This is a genomic window from Streptomyces sp. NPDC025833, assembly GCF_055558055.1.
Window position 1 is genome coordinate 413,958 of sequence record NZ_JBVHNF010000004.1, and the last position, 16,337, is coordinate 430,294.

Consider the following 16,337-nt stretch of genomic DNA (forward strand, 5'->3'; position numbering starts at 1 on the left):
GGCCCTTCGGCATGTCCGGACGGCCCCGGCCCGGACGGCCCCCGGCCCGGCAGCAGCCGGGCCGGGTCCGTACTAGCCGAGCGCCCGGCCCAGGGCCCACACCGCGGGGGCCGCCGCCGACAGGGGCAGGGCCACGCCCGCGGTGAAGTGGACGAAGCGGGAGGGGTAGTCGTAGCTCGCGACCCGGTGGCCGACCAGCGCGCAGATTCCGGCCGCCACGCCCAGGGCGGCGCCCTTCGCGCCGTAGCCGGTCAGGCCGCCCACGGCGATCCCCGCACCGGCCGCGGCCAGCAGGGCCGCCACGACCGAGGCCGGGGCGGGCAGCGGCAGGGCCCGGGCGACGACCGCCACCGCCACCGCCGCCGCGCCGACGGACACCGCGTGCGCGTCGGCGGCCAGGTAGCCCGTCGCGAGCACCGCGAGCGCCGCCGAGGCGACCGTCGCCATCAGGCCGTACATCCGCTCGTCCGGCGAGGCGTGCGAGCGGAGCTGGAGCACGAGGGACAGCAGGACCCAGAGGCCGAGCGAGCCGAGGATGGACACCAGGGCGTGGTCGCGCCCGGCGGCCAGGACCGCCACGTCGGCCGTCAGCGCGCCCGCGAAGGCCAGCGCGATGCCCTGCCGGGCGGGCCACATGCCGTTCAGCCGGAACCAGCCCGCGGCCGTGACCGCCTGGAGCGCCACCAGCGGCACCACGAGGGCGTACGACGCGACCGGCGCCGCGCCGGCCAGCAGCAGGGCCAGCAGCGCGGTGAGCGCGGCCGGCTGCATGCCGGGCTCGATGATCGGGGAGCGGCCCTCCAGGCGCGCGCGCTGCGCGTCGGTGATCCGCGCGTTGCCGGCCAGCGTGGCGGGGCCGTAGGCGGGCCCGTCGGGTTCCGCGGCCGGTTCGGACGCCGGCGTCGGCGCGGCGGCGGCCGGTGCGGGCGCGGCCGGTGCCGGAGCGGCGTGCGCCGGGGCGGGTGCCGCGGCGGGGGCGTAGGGCTCCTGCGCGTACGGCTGCGGGGCGTACGGCTCCTGCCCGTACTGCTGCGCGGCCTGCTGCGGCTGCTGGTACGGCTGCTGGTACGGCTGCGGCTGCGGGGCCTGCTGCGGTTGCTGGTACTGCTGCTGGTACTGCGCCTGGTCGTACGAGGGCTGCTGGTACGGCTGCTGCTCCTGCCGCGGCAGGTACGCCGTCTCGGCGGCCGGCACCGGCGCGTGCGTCTGCGTCTCCCAGGTCTGGCCCTGCCACTGCTGGGTCAGCTCCGGATCATGGCCGGGCTGCTCCCCGTACTGCTCCTGCCCGGACCAGTGCTGCTGCTGGTGGGGGTCGTAGCCCTGGTACGGGCCGCCCTGGTACGGCTGATCGGTCATCGCTCACCCTCCTGCGAACGGCGGGAGCACCTCGACCGTGCCGCCCTCGGCCAGCCGTACCGTCTCATGCGCGCGGGTCCCGACGGGATCACCGTCGACGAGGAACGAGCAGCGCAGGAGCACCCGTGTGAGTTCACCGGGGTGTCGCTCCCGCACGGCGGCCAGCGCGCCGGCCAGCGTGTCCGCCTCGTACGGCTCCTCGGCGACCTGGGCCGCGGCCTTGGCGGCGGCCCAGTAGCGCACCGTGACCTTGGGCATCTCGATCCTCAATCGACGGCAGGGAAACAAATGTCTGTGCGGGGCCAGGCTAGCCCGCCGCCGACACCGCCCAGTCCCCGATCCGGTCCACCAGGGCGTCCGGCGCCGCGTGCTCCGCGTGGCCCATGCCCGCCTCGACCCAGAGTTCGCCGTGGTCGCCGGCGGCGTCGGCGAGCATCCGCGGGTGGTCGAGCGGGAAGTAACCGTCGCGGTCGCCGTGGACGACGAGGAGCGGGGTCGGCGCCAGCCGGGGCACGGCCTCCACCGGCGACAGCGGTACCGGGTCCCAGTCGCGGTGGTGGATGCGGGTGCGCAGGCCGTAGCGGCCGACCAGGCGGCCCGCGGGGCGGGTGACCAGCCAGTGCAGGCGGCGCATGGGGGCCGTGCCCCGGTAGTACCAGCGGGCCGGCGCGCTCACCGAGACCACCGCGTCCACCGAGCCGGGGTTCAGGGCCGCGTGCCGCAGCACCACCGAGCCGCCCATGGAGAACCCGACGGTCACCACGCGCGCGTGCCCGGGGCCGCGGGCCCACTCGACGGCGGCGGCGAGGTCCAGCACCTCCTTGTCGCCGACCGTGGACCGGCCGCCGGAGCGTCCGTGGCCGCGGAAGGAGAAGGTGACGACCGCGCCGTGCCCACGCAGGGCCCCGGCCACCCGCCGGACGTGGGGCCGGTCCACGTCCCCGGTGAAGCCGTGGGCGACGACGAACACCAGGTCACGGGCGGGGCCGAGGGGCGCGCCGGAAGCGTGCGGGACCGGTTCGGACGCGGTCGGGCCCGGCTCGTACAGGGCTTCGACCGGGATCCCGTCGGCCGTGCGCAGGAACGTCCGGACGGGGCCCCGGCCGCGCGTCCCGGGCTCCGGGCGGACGGTGGGACGCGCCACATGACCTGCCGGACGGTTGCTCATGTGGGCTATTCTGCTGGGCAGAGGACTCGGGCAGCGAAGCCCCCGGGTCCTTTTGTGCTTTCGAGTGCGTCGTTCGCACGGCGGGACACCTCGGGTGACCGCCGGTGCACGGGGCCCCCGGGAACGCAGAGCAGTGCCCGTCCGCACAGTCCTCGCAGGGACCGAGGAGGAACCGACGTATGAGTTCTCTGCTGCTCCTGACCAACGCCCTCCAGCCGTCGGCGGAGGTGCTCCCGGCGCTCGGCCTGCTCCTGCACACCGTGCGGGTGGCCCCGGCGGAAGGGCCCGCCCTGGTCGACACGCCCGGCGCCGACGTCATCCTGGTCGACGGCCGGCGCGACCTGCCCCAGGTGCGCAGCCTGTGCCAGCTGCTGCGGTCCACCGGCCTCGGCTGTCCCCTGCTCCTCGTCGTCACCGAGGGCGGGCTCGCCGCCGTCTCGGCCGACTGGGGCGTCGACGACGTGCTCCTCGACACCGCCGGTCCCGCGGAGGTGGAGGCCCGGCTGCGGCTCGCCGTGGGCCGCAGGCAGATCGTCGAGGACGACTCCCCGATGGAGATCCGCAACGGCGACCTGTCGGTGGACGAGGCCACCTACTCCGCCAAGCTCAAGGGCCGGGTCCTGGACCTGACCTTCAAGGAGTTCGAGCTGATCAAGTACCTCGCGCAGCACCCCGGCCGGGTCTTCACCCGCGCCCAGCTGCTCCAGGAGGTGTGGGGCTACGACTACTTCGGCGGCACCCGGACGGTCGACGTGCACGTACGGCGGCTGCGGGCCAAGCTCGGCCCGGAGCACGAGTCGCTGATCGGAACCGTCCGGAACGTCGGTTACCGATTCGTTACGCCCGAGAAGGCCGACCGGTCCGCCGAGGAGGCCAAGGCCAAGTCCGCCCGGGCAAAGCGGGACGATGCGGATGCTTCCGCCGTCCTGGACGGCGTGGAGGTCCACGCCGAGGCGTGAGCGGCGGCCGGGCGCCCCCGAAGGGCCCCGCCGGCGGCCCGACGGCTCGTGATAAGCCCTGCCCAGAGTGGGTCAATCCGCGTAGACTCCGCGCGTGGCCAAGGTGACTCGGGATGACGTGGCACGGCTGGCTGGAACCTCCACCGCCGTCGTCAGTTACGTCATCAACAACGGACCCCGGCCGGTCGCCCCGGCAACGCGCGAGCGCGTCCTCGCCGCGATCAAGGAACTGGGGTACCGCCCCGACCGGGTCGCCCAGGCGATGGCCTCCCGGCGCACCGACCTCATAGGGCTGATCATCCCGGACGCCCGCCAGCCCTTCTTCGGCGAGATGGCGCACGCGGTCGAACAGGCCGCCTCCGAGCGCGGGAAGATGGTCCTCGTCGGCAACACGGACTACATCGCCGAGCGCGAGGTCCACTACCTGCGTGCCTTCCTCGGCATGCGCGTCTCGGGCCTGATCCTCGTCTCCCACGCCCTCAACGACCTCGCCGCGGCCGAGATCGACGCCTGGGACGCCCGGGTGGTGCTGCTGCACGAGCGCCCGGAGGCCATCGACGACGTGGCCGTGGTGACGGACGACCTCGGCGGCGCCCAGCTCGCCGTGCGCCACCTGCTGGAGCACGGCTACCCGTACGTGGCCTGCATGGGCGGCACGGCCGACACGCCGGCCGTCGGCGACCCGGTCTCCGACCACGTCGAGGGCTGGAAGCGGGCCATGGCCGAGGCGGGCCTGCCCACCGAGGGCCGGCTGTTCGAGGCGCCGTACAACCGCTACGACGCCTACCGCGTGGCCCTGGACCTCCTGGCCGGGCCGCACCGGCCGCCCGCCATCTTCTGCTCCACCGACGACCAGGCGATCGGCCTGCTGCGCGCCGCGCGCGAGCTGCGCATCGACGTGCCGAGGGAGCTGGGGGTGGCCGGCTTCGACGACATCAAGGAGGCCGCGCTCGCCGACCCGCCGCTCACCACGGTCGCCTCGGACCGCTCGGCGATGGCCCGGGCGGCGGTCGACCTGGTGCTGGACGACGGGCTGCGGGTCGCCGGCTCCCGCCGCGAGCGGCTGAAGACGTTCCCCTCCCGGCTGGTGCTGCGCACGAGCTGCGGCTGCGTCTGACGAGCCCGGACCGGGTGTCGATCCCGGCCGCGGCGGGGTCCGCGCGGGGCTCCGCGGGGCCGCCCGCGCCGTCCTCATGACGGGCGAAGGAGGTTCTGCCGGGCTTCTCAGCCAGGACTCAGGAAGCTCTCATGGTCGCGGGGGACTCTTGTTCCATGACCGAGAGCCAGGGCACCACCGAGCAGCCGTACTCCCGCCCCGCCCCCGTGCACCCGGAGTGGCCGCCCCCGCCGTCGCACCAGCCGGTCACGGCCTCCGCTCCGCACCGCGGGAAGCGTGCCCGGGGTCCCGTCTCCCTCCTCGCGGCGGTCGCGATCGTCGCGGCGGCGGTCGGCGGCGGCACGGCGTACGCCTTCCAGGAGCTGGCCGGCAAGGACACCGCCGTCACCGCGGGCAGCGGCACCACCACCGTGGTGCCGGCCGCCAAGAAGGGCGACGTCGCGGCGATAGCAGCCGCGGCCGGCCCGAGCGTGGTCGAGGTCAACGCGACGCTCGCGAACGGCTCGTCCACCGGCTCCGGTGTGATCGTCAGCTCGGGCGGCGAGATCGTCACCAACAACCACGTCGTCTCCGGCGCCGACTCGATCCGGGTGCGCACCAGCGACGGCGAGAGCCACTCCGCCGAGGTGGTCGGCACCGACGGCTCCAAGGACCTGGCGCTGATCAGGGTCCGCGGCGCCTCGGGACTGAAACCGGCGGCGCTCGGCGACTCCGGTGACGTCCAGGTCGGCGACCCGGTCGTGGCGATCGGCTCCCCCGAGGGGCTGACCGGCACCGTCACCAGCGGCATCGTCTCCGCCCTGGACCGGGACGTCACCGTGTCCACCGACGAGAACCAGGGCCAGGGCCAGGGCGGCGACCAGCAGTGGCCGTTCCAGTTCGGCGGCCGTGAGTTCAACGGCGACACCGGCTCGTCCACCACCACCTACCAGGCCATCCAGACCGACGCGTCCCTGAACCCCGGCAACTCCGGCGGTGCGCTGATCGACGCGAGCGGTCGGGTGATCGGCATCAACTCCGCGATGTACTCGTCGGGTTCGCAGGCGTCCTCGTCCTCGGACGCGGGCAGCGTCGGCCTCGGCTTCGCCATCCCCGTCGACACCGTCAAGTCCGACCTCGCCGCACTGCGGGCGGGCTCCGACAGCTAGCACCCACGGTCCCCGGTCCTCCCCCGGCCGGCGCCCCAGTCAGCAAGGAGCAGGTCATGATCAAGAACGTTCCCCACCGCAAGGCCGAACGCGGTCCGGCCGGTCTCAGCCTGGCCCTCTCCGTCGTGTCCGAGCTGCACGTTCCGGTCCCGCCGCCCCGCGCCCCGGAGGTGGCCCCGTCCCTGGCCCCCCAGCTGATGGGCCTGCGCACCTCCGCCGTCCGCCGGCACCGCCGCAAGGTCCCGCTGCACCGGCTGAGCACGGTCCGCGCCTGACGGAGGCCGTGGTGCCCCTCACCGGCCCCAGGACGTGGCACGCTGAGAGGCACCCGACCACCCCGCCCACCCCACCCGAGGAACCGCGACCGATGAGCCCCGCCGAAGGCGACCGTGAACCCCAGCGCATCCTGATCGTCGACGACGAACCGGCCGTACGGGAGGCGCTGCAGCGCAGCCTCGCCTTCGAGGGGTACGACACCGAGGTCGCCGTCGACGGCGCGGAGGCCCTGGAACGGGCCGCCGCGTACCGTCCGGACCTGGTCGTGCTGGACATCCAGATGCCCCGCATGGACGGTCTGACGGCGGCCCGCCGCATCCGCGGCACGGGGGACACCACCCCGATACTGATGCTCACGGCCCGCGACACCGTCGGCGACCGCGTGACCGGGCTCGACGCGGGCGCCGACGACTACCTGGTCAAGCCGTTCGAGCTGGACGAGCTCTTCGCCCGCATCCGGGCGCTGCTGCGCCGCAGCTCGTACGCGACGACGGTGTCCGCCGAGGCGCAGCAGGACGCGGCGCTCACCTTCGCCGACCTGCGCATGGACCTCGCCACCCGCGAGGTCACGCGCGGCGGCCGGCCGGTCGAGCTGACCCGCACGGAGTTCACCCTGCTGGAGATGTTCATGGCGCACCCGCGGCAGGTCCTCACCCGTGAGCAGATCCTGAAGGCGGTGTGGGGCTTCGACTTCGAGCCGTCCTCCAACTCCCTCGACGTCTACGTGATGTACCTGCGCCGCAAGACCGAGGCCGGCGGCGAGCCCCGCCTGGTGCACACGGTGCGCGGGGTGGGATACGTCCTCAGGCAGGGCGGCGCCGAGTGAGGCACCTGGTGCGCCGGTACCGGGCGCTGCCCATCCGGGCCCGGCTCGCCATGCTGGTCGCGGCGGCGGTGGCGTTCGCGGTGGCGGCGGTGTCGGTGACGTGCTGGTTCATCGTGGAGCGCAAGCTGTACGAGCAGCTCGACGGGGACCTCCAGAAGTCGCTGCGGAGCACCACGCAGATGGGGCAGTTGCAGTACACCCTGGACAACTGCACCGACACCCCGCAGGCCGGGGACTTCCTGCTGCGGGACCGCTACTCGCAGCTGGTCACGGAGGACGGCAAGGTCTGCCTGTTCGGGTCCGCCTCGGGCAAGATCAGGGTCACCCAGGCCGACAAGTCCGAGATCGAGCGGCTCGACCCCGACACGCTGTACTTCCGCAACGGCAGCGACGACCAGGGCAACGAGCTGCGGGTGCTGACCAAGCCCTTCGGGCCCACCTCGACCGCGAGCGGCGGGCGCGGACCGAACGTCGGCGTGCTCATCGCCGTCCCGCTCACCAGCACCCAGAAGAACCTCAACGACCTCGCCCTGATCCTCCTCCTCGTGTCCGCCATCGGGGTCGTCGGCGCCGGGGCCGCGGGCCTCGCGGTCGCCCGGGTCGGGCTGCGGCCCGTCGACAAGCTCACCGAGGCCGTCGAGCACGTGGCCCGCACCGAGGACCTGAGCGTCCGGATCCCCGTGGAGGACGACGGCGAGGACGAGGTCGCCCGGCTCTCGCGGTCCTTCAACTCGATGACCGCCTCGCTGGCCAGCTCCCGCGACCTCCAGCAGCAGCTCATCGCGGACGCCGGGCACGAACTGCGCACGCCGCTGACCTCGCTGCGCACGAACATCGAACTCCTCACCCGCAGCGAGGAGACCGGCCGGCCGATCCCGCCGGAGGACCGCAAGGCGCTGCTGTCCTCGGTGAAGGCGCAGATGACCGAGCTCGGCGCGCTGATCGGGGACCTCCAGGAACTGTCCCGGCCGGAGGGGCAGCGCGGCGAGCGCGTCCAGGTGCTGGCCCTCCAGGACATCGTGGAGGCGGCCCTGCGCCGGGCCCGACTGCGCGGCCCCGAGCTGGCGATCACCGCGGACCTGCGGCCCTGGTTCGTCCGGGCGGAGCCCTCCGCGCTGGAGCGGGCGGTCGTCAACATCCTCGACAACGCGGTGAAGTTCAGCCCCGGCAGCGGCACGGTCGAGGTGCGGCTGGACGGGGGCGTGCTGACCGTGCGCGACCACGGCCCCGGCATCCCGGAGGACGAACTCCCGCACGTCTTCGACCGCTTCTGGCGCTCCCCCGGCGCGCGGGCCCTGCCGGGGTCCGGGCTGGGGCTGTCCATCGTGGCCCGCACGGTGAAGCAGGCGGGCGGCGAGGTCACCGTGGCCGGCGCGGAGGGCGGCGGCACGGTGGTGACGGTACGGCTGCCGGGAGCGCCGACCCCGCCGCCCGAGCCGCCGACGGAGCCGCCGACCGTCTGAACGGGCCGCCCAGCCCGGCCGCACGGCGGGGCCGCTCGGCCCTGCCGGGCGCGGGCGGGCCGGGCGGCGGGGCCGGGTGCGGGCGGGGCCCGCTCCGGGCCGGCTCGGGGGCGCGCCCCCGTGGCCGGGCGGCGGGCCGTCCCGGGGCGGACGCGGCCGAGGCCGGGCCGGGGGTGGGGAATCGTTTCCCCGCCTCCCGGCCCGGCCTCGGCGCGCGTGCGCGGAACCGGCCGTCCGGCCGCTACCGCACGATGGTGATCCGGTCGGCCTTCGGCGGGGCGATCGGGCCGGCCGCCGAGGAGTTCGCCGTCAGGTACTTCTCCAGGGCCGTCAGGTCGTCCGCGCCGACCAGAGCGCCCGTGCCCTTGCCCAGCGTCGGGAAGCCGTCGCCGCCGCCCGCGAGGAAGCTGTTCATGGCGACCCGGTAGGTGGCGGCCGGGTCGATCGGGGCGCCGTTCAGCCGGATGGAGTCGGTGACCACGCGGTCCGCGCCGGACCGGGTCAGGTCGAGGGTGTAGGTGAGCCCGGCGGAGGGCTGGAGGATCCGCGGGTTCGCCTCGTTGGAGCCGCTCACCTGCTCCTTGAGGACCTGGACGAGCTGGGCGCCGGTGTAGTCCTGGAGGTTCACGGTGTTGGCGAACGGCTGGACCGTGAAGCCCTCGGCGAAGGTGACCACGCCGTCGCCCTCGGCGCCCTTGGCCGCGTAGGTCAGGCCGGCCCGGACCCCGCCCGGGTTCATCAGGGCCAGGCTGGTCCGCGGGTCCAGCTCACGGCCGAGCGCGAGCTGCGCGTCGGCGATCAGGTCGCCCATCGGGGACTCGGTGCCGGTGTTGTTCACGTCGCCGGTGATCCAGCCGATGGGCCGGTTGCCGATCGGGGCGGCCAGGGTGTTCCACCGGCCGATCAGGTCGGTCATGTCCCCGGCCTTGGGGACGTCCCGGCTGACCACGTGGTTGGCGGACCGCACGGCCGTACGGGCGATGTCGCCGGTGGCGCGGTCGTAGGTCAGCGTGGTGTCGGTGTAGAGGCGGCCGAAGGAGGCGGCCGAGGTGACCATGCGGGGACGGCCGGACGGGTCCGGGACGTCGCACACGTAGGCGTTGTGGGTGTGGCCGGTGACCAGGGCGTCCACCGCCGGGGTCACGTTCTTCGCGATGTCCACGATCGGGCCGGAGATGCCGGAGCCGGCGCCCGCCGCGTCGCAGTCGTAGTTGTAGGAGCCGGAGGCCGGGAAGCCGCCCTCGTGGATCAGGGCCACGATCGACTGCACGCCCTGGCGCTGGAGCACCTTGGCGTACTTGTCGATCGTCTCGACCTCGTCCTTGAACCGGAGGCCCTTGACGCCGGATGCGGTGACGACGCCCGGGGTGTTCTCCAGGGTGACGCCGATGAAGCCGATCTTGACGTCCTTCCTCTGCCAGACCCAGTACGGCTTCAGGATCGGCTGCTTCGTCTTCTCGTCCAGGACGTTCGCCGCCAGGTACGGGAAGTCGGCGCCCTTGAACCGCTTGTCCGTGTAGCAGCCGTCGGTCGGGTGGCAGCCGCCGTTCTGGAGCCGCGCCAGTTCCCGGGCGCCCTCGTCGAACTCGTGGTTGCCGACCGAGGTGACGTCCAGGTCCAGCTTGTTGAGCGCCTCGATGGTGGGCTCGTCGTGGAACAGGCCCGACAGCAGCGGGGAGGCGCCGACCATGTCGCCGGCGGCCGCGGTGATCGAGTACGGGTGGCCCTGGCGGGCCTGGCGGAGGTGGGTCGCCAGGTACTCGGCGCCGCCCGCGTCGACCGTCTTCGTCGTGCCGTCCGGCTGGAGTTCACCGACCCGGCCGGAGGACCCGGACGGGGGCTCCAGGTTGCCGTGGAGGTCGTTGAAGGACAGGAGCTGGACGTCCTGGTAGCGGCCCGGACCGTGGTGGCCGTGCCCGCTCTCGTGGGCGACCGCCGGAAGCGCGGTGGTCAGGGCCGCCGCGGTGGCGAGACCTGCGGCGGCGGAGAGGAGGCCGTACGTACGGCGTCCGGTGCGCCGGGGCGCGGCTGACATGGGACCCCCCTGTGGGTCGGCTGTGCTGGCTCGCGCAGCCTAGAGTCAACGCGCGTAGCGCGACAGGGGGTTCCTGGTTACATCATGGTTTCCCTTTGCCTTCTCCCACCGGCTGGGATGCCGGGACTTCGCCCCGGCCGCCCCGTACCCTCGTACGCATGAGCAGCGACGACACCGTACGGGGCTTTCCCGCCCGCTCCATCGAGACCTACTCCGCGCTCACCCCGGACCGGGCCGAGGCCGTCCTGCGCCTGCTCGGCGACGCCGCCCGGGCCGACGGGCAGCAGCCGGTGTCCGAGCAGGGCCGGCTGCAACTGCGCGGCGAGGCCCGCGAGGGCGTCTCGCACCTGCTGCTGTCGGTCGACGGCGAACTCGTCGGGTACGCCCAGCTGGAGGATACCGACCCGGTCGAGGCGCCGGCCGCCGAGCTGGTCGTGCACCCCGCGCAGCGCGGGCACGGGCACGGCCGGGCGCTCGGCTCGGCCCTGCTCGCCGCCTCCGGCAAGCGGCTGCGGGCGTGGGCGCACGGCGGGCACCCCGCCGCCCGGCACCTCGCCCAGGTGCTCGGCCTCACCCTGTTCCGCGAACTGCGGCAGATGCGGCGGCCGTTGGAGGACCTGGAGCTGCCCGATCCGGTACTGCCGGAGGGCGTGACGGTGCGCGCCTTCGTGCCCGGCAAGGACGACGCGGCCTGGCTCGCGGTGAACGCGGCGGCCTTCGCCCACCACCCGGAGCAGGGGTCGCTGACCCAGCGGGACCTGGACGACCGCAAGGCCGAGCCCTGGTTCGACCCGGCCGGCTTCTTCCTCGCCGAACGGCGCGGGGAGCTGATCGGCTTCCACTGGACCAAGGTGCACGCCGAGGAGGGGCTCGGCGAGGTGTACGTCCTCGGGGTGCGGCCCGGCGAGCAGGGCGGCGGGCTGGGCAAGTCGCTCACCACGATCGGGCTGCGCCACCTGGCCGCCCAGCAACTGCCGACCGCGATGCTCTACGTCGACGCCGACAACAAGGCGGCGGTCTCCGTGTACGAGCGGCTGGGCTTCACGGTCCACGAGACGGACCTGATGTACCGCACGGAAACCTGACCCGCCCGCGCGGGAGGGCGGTGCCGGAGCTTCCCCGGGTCCCCGTGCAGGCCCGGCTGACCCGTCCGCACAAGAGGGCCCGCCGGGAAACGACCGCCCCGGCGGACCGGGCGGCCCCTCCGGCTCGGCCCGCAGGGGCCGGAGGGTGGGACGGCGGCCCGCCGCGCGCGAGGCGGCGAAGGTCAGCCCGCCCTGGGCGGCGCCGGCACCCGAGGCGCCAGGGCCTTGGTGTGGCCGCGCCCCTCGGCGCTTCCGGCCGACCCCGAGCCGCAGCCCGGCACCGCCCACCCGGCCCGCAGGAGCCCAGGGGCCGACGGCCCGCCGCACGCGAGAGGGCGGAGGCCGGCGCGTCCTGGAGGCGTGCCGCGCGCCGGGGCGGGTGCCGGGGCACCGCCGCACGGGCCGGGCCCCGCGGAATTGCCGGCCGGCCGCGAGCCGGAATCCGGCACCGCACCCCCCGCCCCCGACGCGGCGCCTGACCGCCGGGCCGGCGGCGGCGGCACCGCCCCTGCTCGCCGGTGCCCCGGCGCCCGCCCGGGCCTCCGGCCGTGACGTCCTGGTCGCCCACTGCTCGCGGGACCGGATCCTCGTAGCCCTCGCGCCGTCCGGGCCGCGCGCAGACGTCCTCACCGGCCTCGCCCGCGCCGCGGCCTGGCCCGCGCGGCCACCGCGGCGCCGCAGGCGTACCTGCGCGGCAGGTGCCGGCCACCGCGCGGGCCGCCGCACGCACCCGGGCCCCCGGCACCCGGCCTCTGCGCCGTCCCAGGCCTCCGCACCCGGTCCCCGCCGGCATGGTCCCGACCCGGCCACCGTCACCTCCGCGCGCGCCGTCCCGCGCCGCGCCCTGCCCGCGCTCACCGCCGCAGGCGCTGTCGGCGCTGCGCCGCAGCCGTGCCTGCGCGACCGAGGGCAACCAACGCGCGGCCCACCTCAGGCATCCGGACCCCGCCACCTGGCGCCCCGGGCCCTCCGGCTCTTCCCGCTGCCGCCGTGGCGCCGCACCCGTACCAGCGAGACCGGCAGCAGCCACCGCGCGGCCCGCCGCACACATCCGGTCCCCGCACCCGGCTCCTGCCCGGACCGGGCCCCGGCACTCGAACCCCTGCACCTGGCCTCCGCACCCGGCCCCCACCGGCATGGTCCCCGCCCTCACCGCGGCCACCGTCGCCCAAGCCGTCCCGCGCCCTGTCCGCGCCCGCGCCCGCCCGCCCGCCGCCGTCCACGCCGTCCCGCGCCGTCCGGCCCCCCGACCCAGCCGTCGCCCCCCCCGACCCACCGGACACGCGTGCGTACGGTGCGTCCCGCCGCAGCCGAGGGGCGTGACGGATCGCTGTTCCCGTGGGTGGGGACTCCTTCGGGCCGCTCCCCGATATCCCGCACGTCATGTCGCCGTAACCATTGATTCAGCCGGGCTTGCGACGCTCGGCCAATGACGCCCGCCGTGCCAGAGCCTTCGCCGCCCCCCGAGGGGGCCGCCGCGGGGAACGGGGCCGCACAGCTCCCGCCCGCGCGTTCCGACGCGCCTGCGTCGCCCGTCGCGCGGAAGAATGGGTTCATGAGCCAGTCAGACACCCAGGCCGAGGTCCAGCACCCGCAGCCCTCCGTGGGCTCCATCGCCGCGCACCGCCCGCACACCCGGGCCACCGCGGTCTCCGACCTGGAACCGGACCTCGACGGGGACCTCGACACCTACGAGGAGGCCCGGGGCGACGGCGCACCCCTGCCCCAGGGCCGCTTCCTCGACCGCGAACGAAGCTGGCTCGCGTTCAACGAGCGCGTCCTCGAACTGGCCGAGGACCCGAACACCCCGCTGCTGGAGCGCGCGAACTTCCTCGCGATCTTCGCCAGCAACCTCGACGAGTTCTTCATGGTCCGGGTGGCCGGCCTGAAGCGCCGCATCGCCACCGGTGTCGCCACCCGCTCCGCCTCCGGCCTCCAGCCCCGCGAGGTGCTGGAGATGATCTGGGCCCGCTCCCGCGAGCTGATGGCCCGGCACGCCGCCTGCTTCCACGAGGACGTCGCCCCCGCGCTCGCGGAGGAGGGCATCGACCTGGTCCGCTGGAGCGAGCTGACCGACAAGGAGCAGGCCCGCCTCTTCACGCTCTTCCGGCACCGCATCTTCCCGGTCCTCACCCCGCTGGCGGTGGACCCGGCGCACCCCTTCCCCTACATCTCCGGCCTCTCGCTGAACCTGGCCGTCGTGGTCCGCAACCCGGTCAGCGGCCACCGGCACTTCGCGCGCGTGAAGGTGCCGCCGCTGCTCTCCCGCTTCCTGGAGGCGTCCCCCGGCCGCTACGTCCCCATCGAGGACGTCATCGCCGCCCCCACCCACCTCGAAGAGCTGTTCCCGGGCATGGAGATCCTGGAGCACCACGCCTTCCGGATCACCCGCAACGAGGACCTGGAGGTCGAGGAGGACGACACCGAGAACCTCCTCCAGGCCCTGGAGAAGGAGCTCATGCGGCGCCGCTTCGGCCCGCCGGTGCGCCTGGAGGTCGAGGAGTCCATCGACCGCGAGGTGCTGGACCTGCTGGTGCGCGAGCTGAAGATCTCCGAGGCCGAGGTCTACCCGCTGCCCGGCCCGCTGGACCTCACCGGCCTCTTCGGCATCCACGGCCTGGACCGGCCCGAGCTGAAGTACCCGAAGTTCATCGCCGGCACCCACCGCGACCTCGCCGAGGTCGAGTCGGCCTCCGCCCCCGACGTCTTCGCGGCGCTGCGCGCCCGGGACGTGCTCCTGCACCACCCGTACGACAGCTTCTCCACCTCCGTGCAGGCGTTCCTGGAGCAGGCGGCGGCCGACCCCGACGTCCTCGCCATCAAGCAGACCCTGTACCGCACCTCCGGCGACTCCCCCATCGTCGACGCGCTCATCGACGCCGCCGAGTCCGGCAAGCAGGTCCTCGTCCTGGTGGAGATCAAGGCCCGCTTCGACGAGCACGCCAACATCAAGTGGGCGCGCAAGCTGGAGGAGGCCGGCTGCCACGTCGTCTACGGCCTGGTCGGGCTGAAGACGCACTGCAAGCTGTCCCTGGTGGTCCGCCAGGAGGGCGAGACCCTGCGCCGCTACAGCCACGTCGGCACGGGCAACTACCACCCGAAGACGGCCCGCCTGTACGAGGACCTCGGCCTGCTCACCGCGGACCCGCAGGTCGGCGCGGACCTCTCCGACCTGTTCAACCGCCTCTCCGGCTACTCGCGCCGGGAGACCTACCGCCGGCTCCTGGTGGCCCCCAAGTCCCTGCGGGACGGCCTGATAGCCCGGATCGACAAGGAGGTCCAGCACCACCGCGCGGGCCGTCCGGCGTTCGTCCGCATCAAGGTCAACTCGATGGTCGACGAGGCGGTCGTCGACGCGCTCTACCGGGCCTCCCAGGCGGGCGTGCCGGTCGACGTCTGGGTGCGCGGCATCTGCGCCGTCCGCCCCGGCGTCGCGGGCCTCTCGGAGAACATCCGGGTGCGCTCGATACTCGGCCGCTTCCTCGAACACTCCCGCGTGTTCGCCTTCGGCAACGGGGGCGAGCCCGAGGTGTGGATCGGCAGCGCCGACATGATGCACCGCAACCTCGACCGCCGGATAGAGGCCCTGGTCCGGGTCGTCGACCCCGGCCACCGCGCAGCCCTCAACCGGCTGCTGGACACCGGCATGTCCGACGGCACGGCCTCCTGGCACCTCGGCCCGGACGGCGAGTGGACGCGGCACGCGACCGACGCGGACGGCCAACCCCTGCGCAACGTCCAGGAGATGCTCATAGACGCCCGGAGGCGCCGGCGTGGCACAGCGACACCTTGACCCGACGGACCCCACGGCCGAGGCGGTGACCGGGGACGCCCTCGCGGGCTACCTGCGCGCCCGGGCCACGGAGTTCCTCCGCGCCCTGCGCCTGCACCGGGAGACCGGCGGCAACGGCACGGGCGCCCTCGCCCGCGGGTACGCGGGGGCGGGCGACGCGCGGGAGTCCGTCGACGCGGCGCGCGCCCTGCGCCGCTCGGCCCGCCGCATCAGCGCCAGTCTGCACACCTTCCGCCCCCTCCTCGACCCCGACTGGTCGGAGGAGATGCGCCCCGAACTGGCCTGGCTCTCCGGCACGCTGGGCCTGGAGCACGCGTACGAGGCCCGGCTGGAACGGCTGCTGCTGGCGCTGCACCGGTTGTCCGGGCTGACGGCCCTGCCGGTCCCGGCCGAGCCCGTGGCCGCCGGGACGGCGTCCGCGGCCGGGAAAGGGGCGCCCCCGGGCCCCGGCGGTCCGGGCGGCGCGACGGCGGCGCCGGAACGCGGCAACCTGACCGTGGGCGCGGCGAAGGCGGGCGCCCTGCTCGAACGCCAGCTGACCCTGGCCCGGACCCGGGCCCATTCCACGGCCCTCCAGGCCCTCGGCTCCGCCCGCTTCCACGCGGTCGCCGACAAGGTCGCCGTACTCGCCAGCGAGGTGCCCCTCACCCCGGCCGCCGCCGTCACCGGCCTGCGCCCCCTCGCCGCCGCGGCCGAGGAACGGCTCACGGACGCCGTCGCCGTGCTCCCGCTGGTCACCGCCGGCCACCCCTACAACGCGGAGGCCCTGGTCCACGGCCTGTCCGCGGAGCCCTCCCCGCACCCCCAGGACGGCCCCTGGCACCAGGTCCGGCTGCTGCTGCGCCTGCACCGGTACGCCCGCGAGGTGCTGCACGGCGGCGAGGCCCCCGTCGACGTACGGCTGCTGACGGCGGGCCAGTCGCTGAACCGGCACCGCGACGCCTCGGAGGCGGCCTCCGCCGCCGCCCAGGCGGCCCGCACCCCCCGGATCACCCCGGCCACCGCCTACGCGCTCGGCGTGCTCCACGCCGACCAGCGGCACGAGGTGGAGGCGGCCAGGTTCGCGTTCCAGCAGGCCTGGCAGCGGCAGACGGTCGACGCGTCCTGAACC

At 74.8% G+C, this 16,337-nt stretch carries 13 protein-coding genes; 9 read left to right on the forward strand and 4 right to left on the reverse strand.

The features are described from left to right. Positions 1-72: 72 nt before the first annotated feature. From ACZ4K2_RS09340 to ACZ4K2_RS09350, 3 genes are read right to left on the reverse strand one after another with little or no spacing between them, the layout of a single operon-like run. Positions 73-1,356 carry a hypothetical protein gene (locus ACZ4K2_RS09340; protein ID WP_467471159.1) on the reverse strand — a complete coding sequence of 428 codons (1,284 nt, stop codon included), beginning with the start codon at positions 1,354-1,356 and terminating at the stop codon, positions 73-75. A gap of 3 nt (positions 1,357-1,359) precedes the next feature. Then, positions 1,360-1,614 carry a MoaD/ThiS family protein gene (locus tag ACZ4K2_RS09345; protein WP_467471160.1) on the reverse strand — a complete coding sequence of 85 codons (255 nt, stop codon included), beginning with the start codon at positions 1,612-1,614 and terminating at the stop codon, positions 1,360-1,362. A gap of 49 nt (positions 1,615-1,663) precedes the next feature. Continuing rightward, positions 1,664-2,524: an alpha/beta hydrolase gene (locus ACZ4K2_RS09350; RefSeq protein ID WP_467471162.1), complete on the reverse strand. Its 861-nt coding sequence runs from the start codon at positions 2,522-2,524 to the stop codon at positions 1,664-1,666. Between the two features lie 179 nt (positions 2,525-2,703). On the opposite strand from ACZ4K2_RS09350, the gene ACZ4K2_RS09355 reads away from it, so the two are divergent. The 6 genes from ACZ4K2_RS09355 (at position 2,704) to ACZ4K2_RS09380 (ending at position 8,313) form a co-directional block, all read left to right on the forward strand. After that, positions 2,704-3,483, forward strand: a complete 780-nt coding sequence (locus ACZ4K2_RS09355; protein WP_467471164.1) for a winged helix-turn-helix transcriptional regulator — start codon at positions 2,704-2,706, stop codon at positions 3,481-3,483. A 94-nt stretch (positions 3,484-3,577) separates the two neighbouring features. Beyond that, a complete protein-coding gene (locus ACZ4K2_RS09360) occupies positions 3,578-4,600 on the forward strand; it encodes a LacI family DNA-binding transcriptional regulator (protein ID WP_467471166.1) in 1,023 nt (340 codons plus the stop codon). A 155-nt stretch (positions 4,601-4,755) separates the two neighbouring features. After that, the gene (locus tag ACZ4K2_RS09365) at positions 4,756-5,748 is read left to right on the forward strand and encodes a S1C family serine protease (RefSeq protein WP_467471168.1); all 993 of its coding nucleotides are present in this window, start codon (positions 4,756-4,758) and stop codon (positions 5,746-5,748) included. Between the two features lie 56 nt (positions 5,749-5,804). Then, a complete protein-coding gene (locus ACZ4K2_RS09370) occupies positions 5,805-6,023 on the forward strand; it encodes a hypothetical protein (protein WP_467471170.1) in 219 nt (72 codons plus the stop codon). A gap of 92 nt (positions 6,024-6,115) precedes the next feature. Beyond that, positions 6,116-6,850, forward strand: coding sequence for a response regulator transcription factor (locus ACZ4K2_RS09375; RefSeq protein WP_467471172.1), 735 nt, complete (start codon positions 6,116-6,118; stop codon positions 6,848-6,850). Next, positions 6,847-8,313 (forward strand): HAMP domain-containing sensor histidine kinase, encoded by a 1,467-nt coding sequence (locus ACZ4K2_RS09380; protein WP_467471174.1) that lies wholly within the window; start codon positions 6,847-6,849, stop codon positions 8,311-8,313. Before ACZ4K2_RS09375 ends, ACZ4K2_RS09380 begins: the two co-directional genes overlap by 4 nt. 241 nt (positions 8,314-8,554) lie before the next feature. On the opposite strand, the gene ACZ4K2_RS09385 is transcribed toward ACZ4K2_RS09380, so the two are convergent. Continuing rightward, positions 8,555-10,348, reverse strand: a complete 1,794-nt coding sequence (locus ACZ4K2_RS09385) for a bifunctional metallophosphatase/5'-nucleotidase (RefSeq protein ID WP_467471176.1) — start codon at positions 10,346-10,348, stop codon at positions 8,555-8,557. A gap of 158 nt (positions 10,349-10,506) precedes the next feature. Between ACZ4K2_RS09385 and mshD the strand changes: the two genes are divergently transcribed. From mshD to ACZ4K2_RS09400, 3 genes are all read left to right on the forward strand, one after another. Further along, positions 10,507-11,433 carry a mycothiol synthase gene (gene mshD, locus ACZ4K2_RS09390; protein ID WP_467471179.1) on the forward strand — a complete coding sequence of 309 codons (927 nt, stop codon included), beginning with the start codon at positions 10,507-10,509 and terminating at the stop codon, positions 11,431-11,433. A gap of 1,429 nt (positions 11,434-12,862) precedes the next feature. Further along, on the forward strand, positions 12,863-15,226 hold the full coding sequence (locus ACZ4K2_RS09395) for an RNA degradosome polyphosphate kinase (protein WP_467471181.1): 2,364 nt from the start codon (positions 12,863-12,865) through the stop codon (positions 15,224-15,226). After that, positions 15,207-16,334: a CHAD domain-containing protein gene (locus tag ACZ4K2_RS09400; RefSeq protein WP_467471184.1), complete on the forward strand. Its 1,128-nt coding sequence runs from the start codon at positions 15,207-15,209 to the stop codon at positions 16,332-16,334. Before ACZ4K2_RS09395 ends, ACZ4K2_RS09400 begins: the two co-directional genes overlap by 20 nt. Positions 16,335-16,337: the final 3 nt, after the last annotated feature.

Coding starts and splice junctions, on each gene's coding strand:
- ACZ4K2_RS09340 (WP_467471159.1), bottom strand. CDS start 1,356: ATGACCGATCAGCCGTACCAGGGCGGCCCGTACCAGGGCTACGACCCC.
- ACZ4K2_RS09345 (WP_467471160.1), bottom strand. CDS start 1,614: ATGCCCAAGGTCACGGTGCGCTACTGGGCCGCCGCCAAGGCCGCGGCC.
- ACZ4K2_RS09350 (WP_467471162.1), bottom strand. CDS start 2,524: ATGAGCAACCGTCCGGCAGGTCATGTGGCGCGTCCCACCGTCCGCCCG.
- ACZ4K2_RS09355 (WP_467471164.1), top strand. CDS start 2,704: ATGAGTTCTCTGCTGCTCCTGACCAACGCCCTCCAGCCGTCGGCGGAG.
- ACZ4K2_RS09365 (WP_467471168.1), top strand. CDS start 4,756: ATGACCGAGAGCCAGGGCACCACCGAGCAGCCGTACTCCCGCCCCGCC.
- ACZ4K2_RS09370 (WP_467471170.1), top strand. CDS start 5,805: ATGATCAAGAACGTTCCCCACCGCAAGGCCGAACGCGGTCCGGCCGGT.
- ACZ4K2_RS09375 (WP_467471172.1), top strand. CDS start 6,116: ATGAGCCCCGCCGAAGGCGACCGTGAACCCCAGCGCATCCTGATCGTC.
- ACZ4K2_RS09385 (WP_467471176.1), bottom strand. CDS start 10,348: ATGTCAGCCGCGCCCCGGCGCACCGGACGCCGTACGTACGGCCTCCTC.
- mshD (WP_467471179.1), top strand. CDS start 10,507: ATGAGCAGCGACGACACCGTACGGGGCTTTCCCGCCCGCTCCATCGAG.
- ACZ4K2_RS09395 (WP_467471181.1), top strand. CDS start 12,863: ATGACGCCCGCCGTGCCAGAGCCTTCGCCGCCCCCCGAGGGGGCCGCC.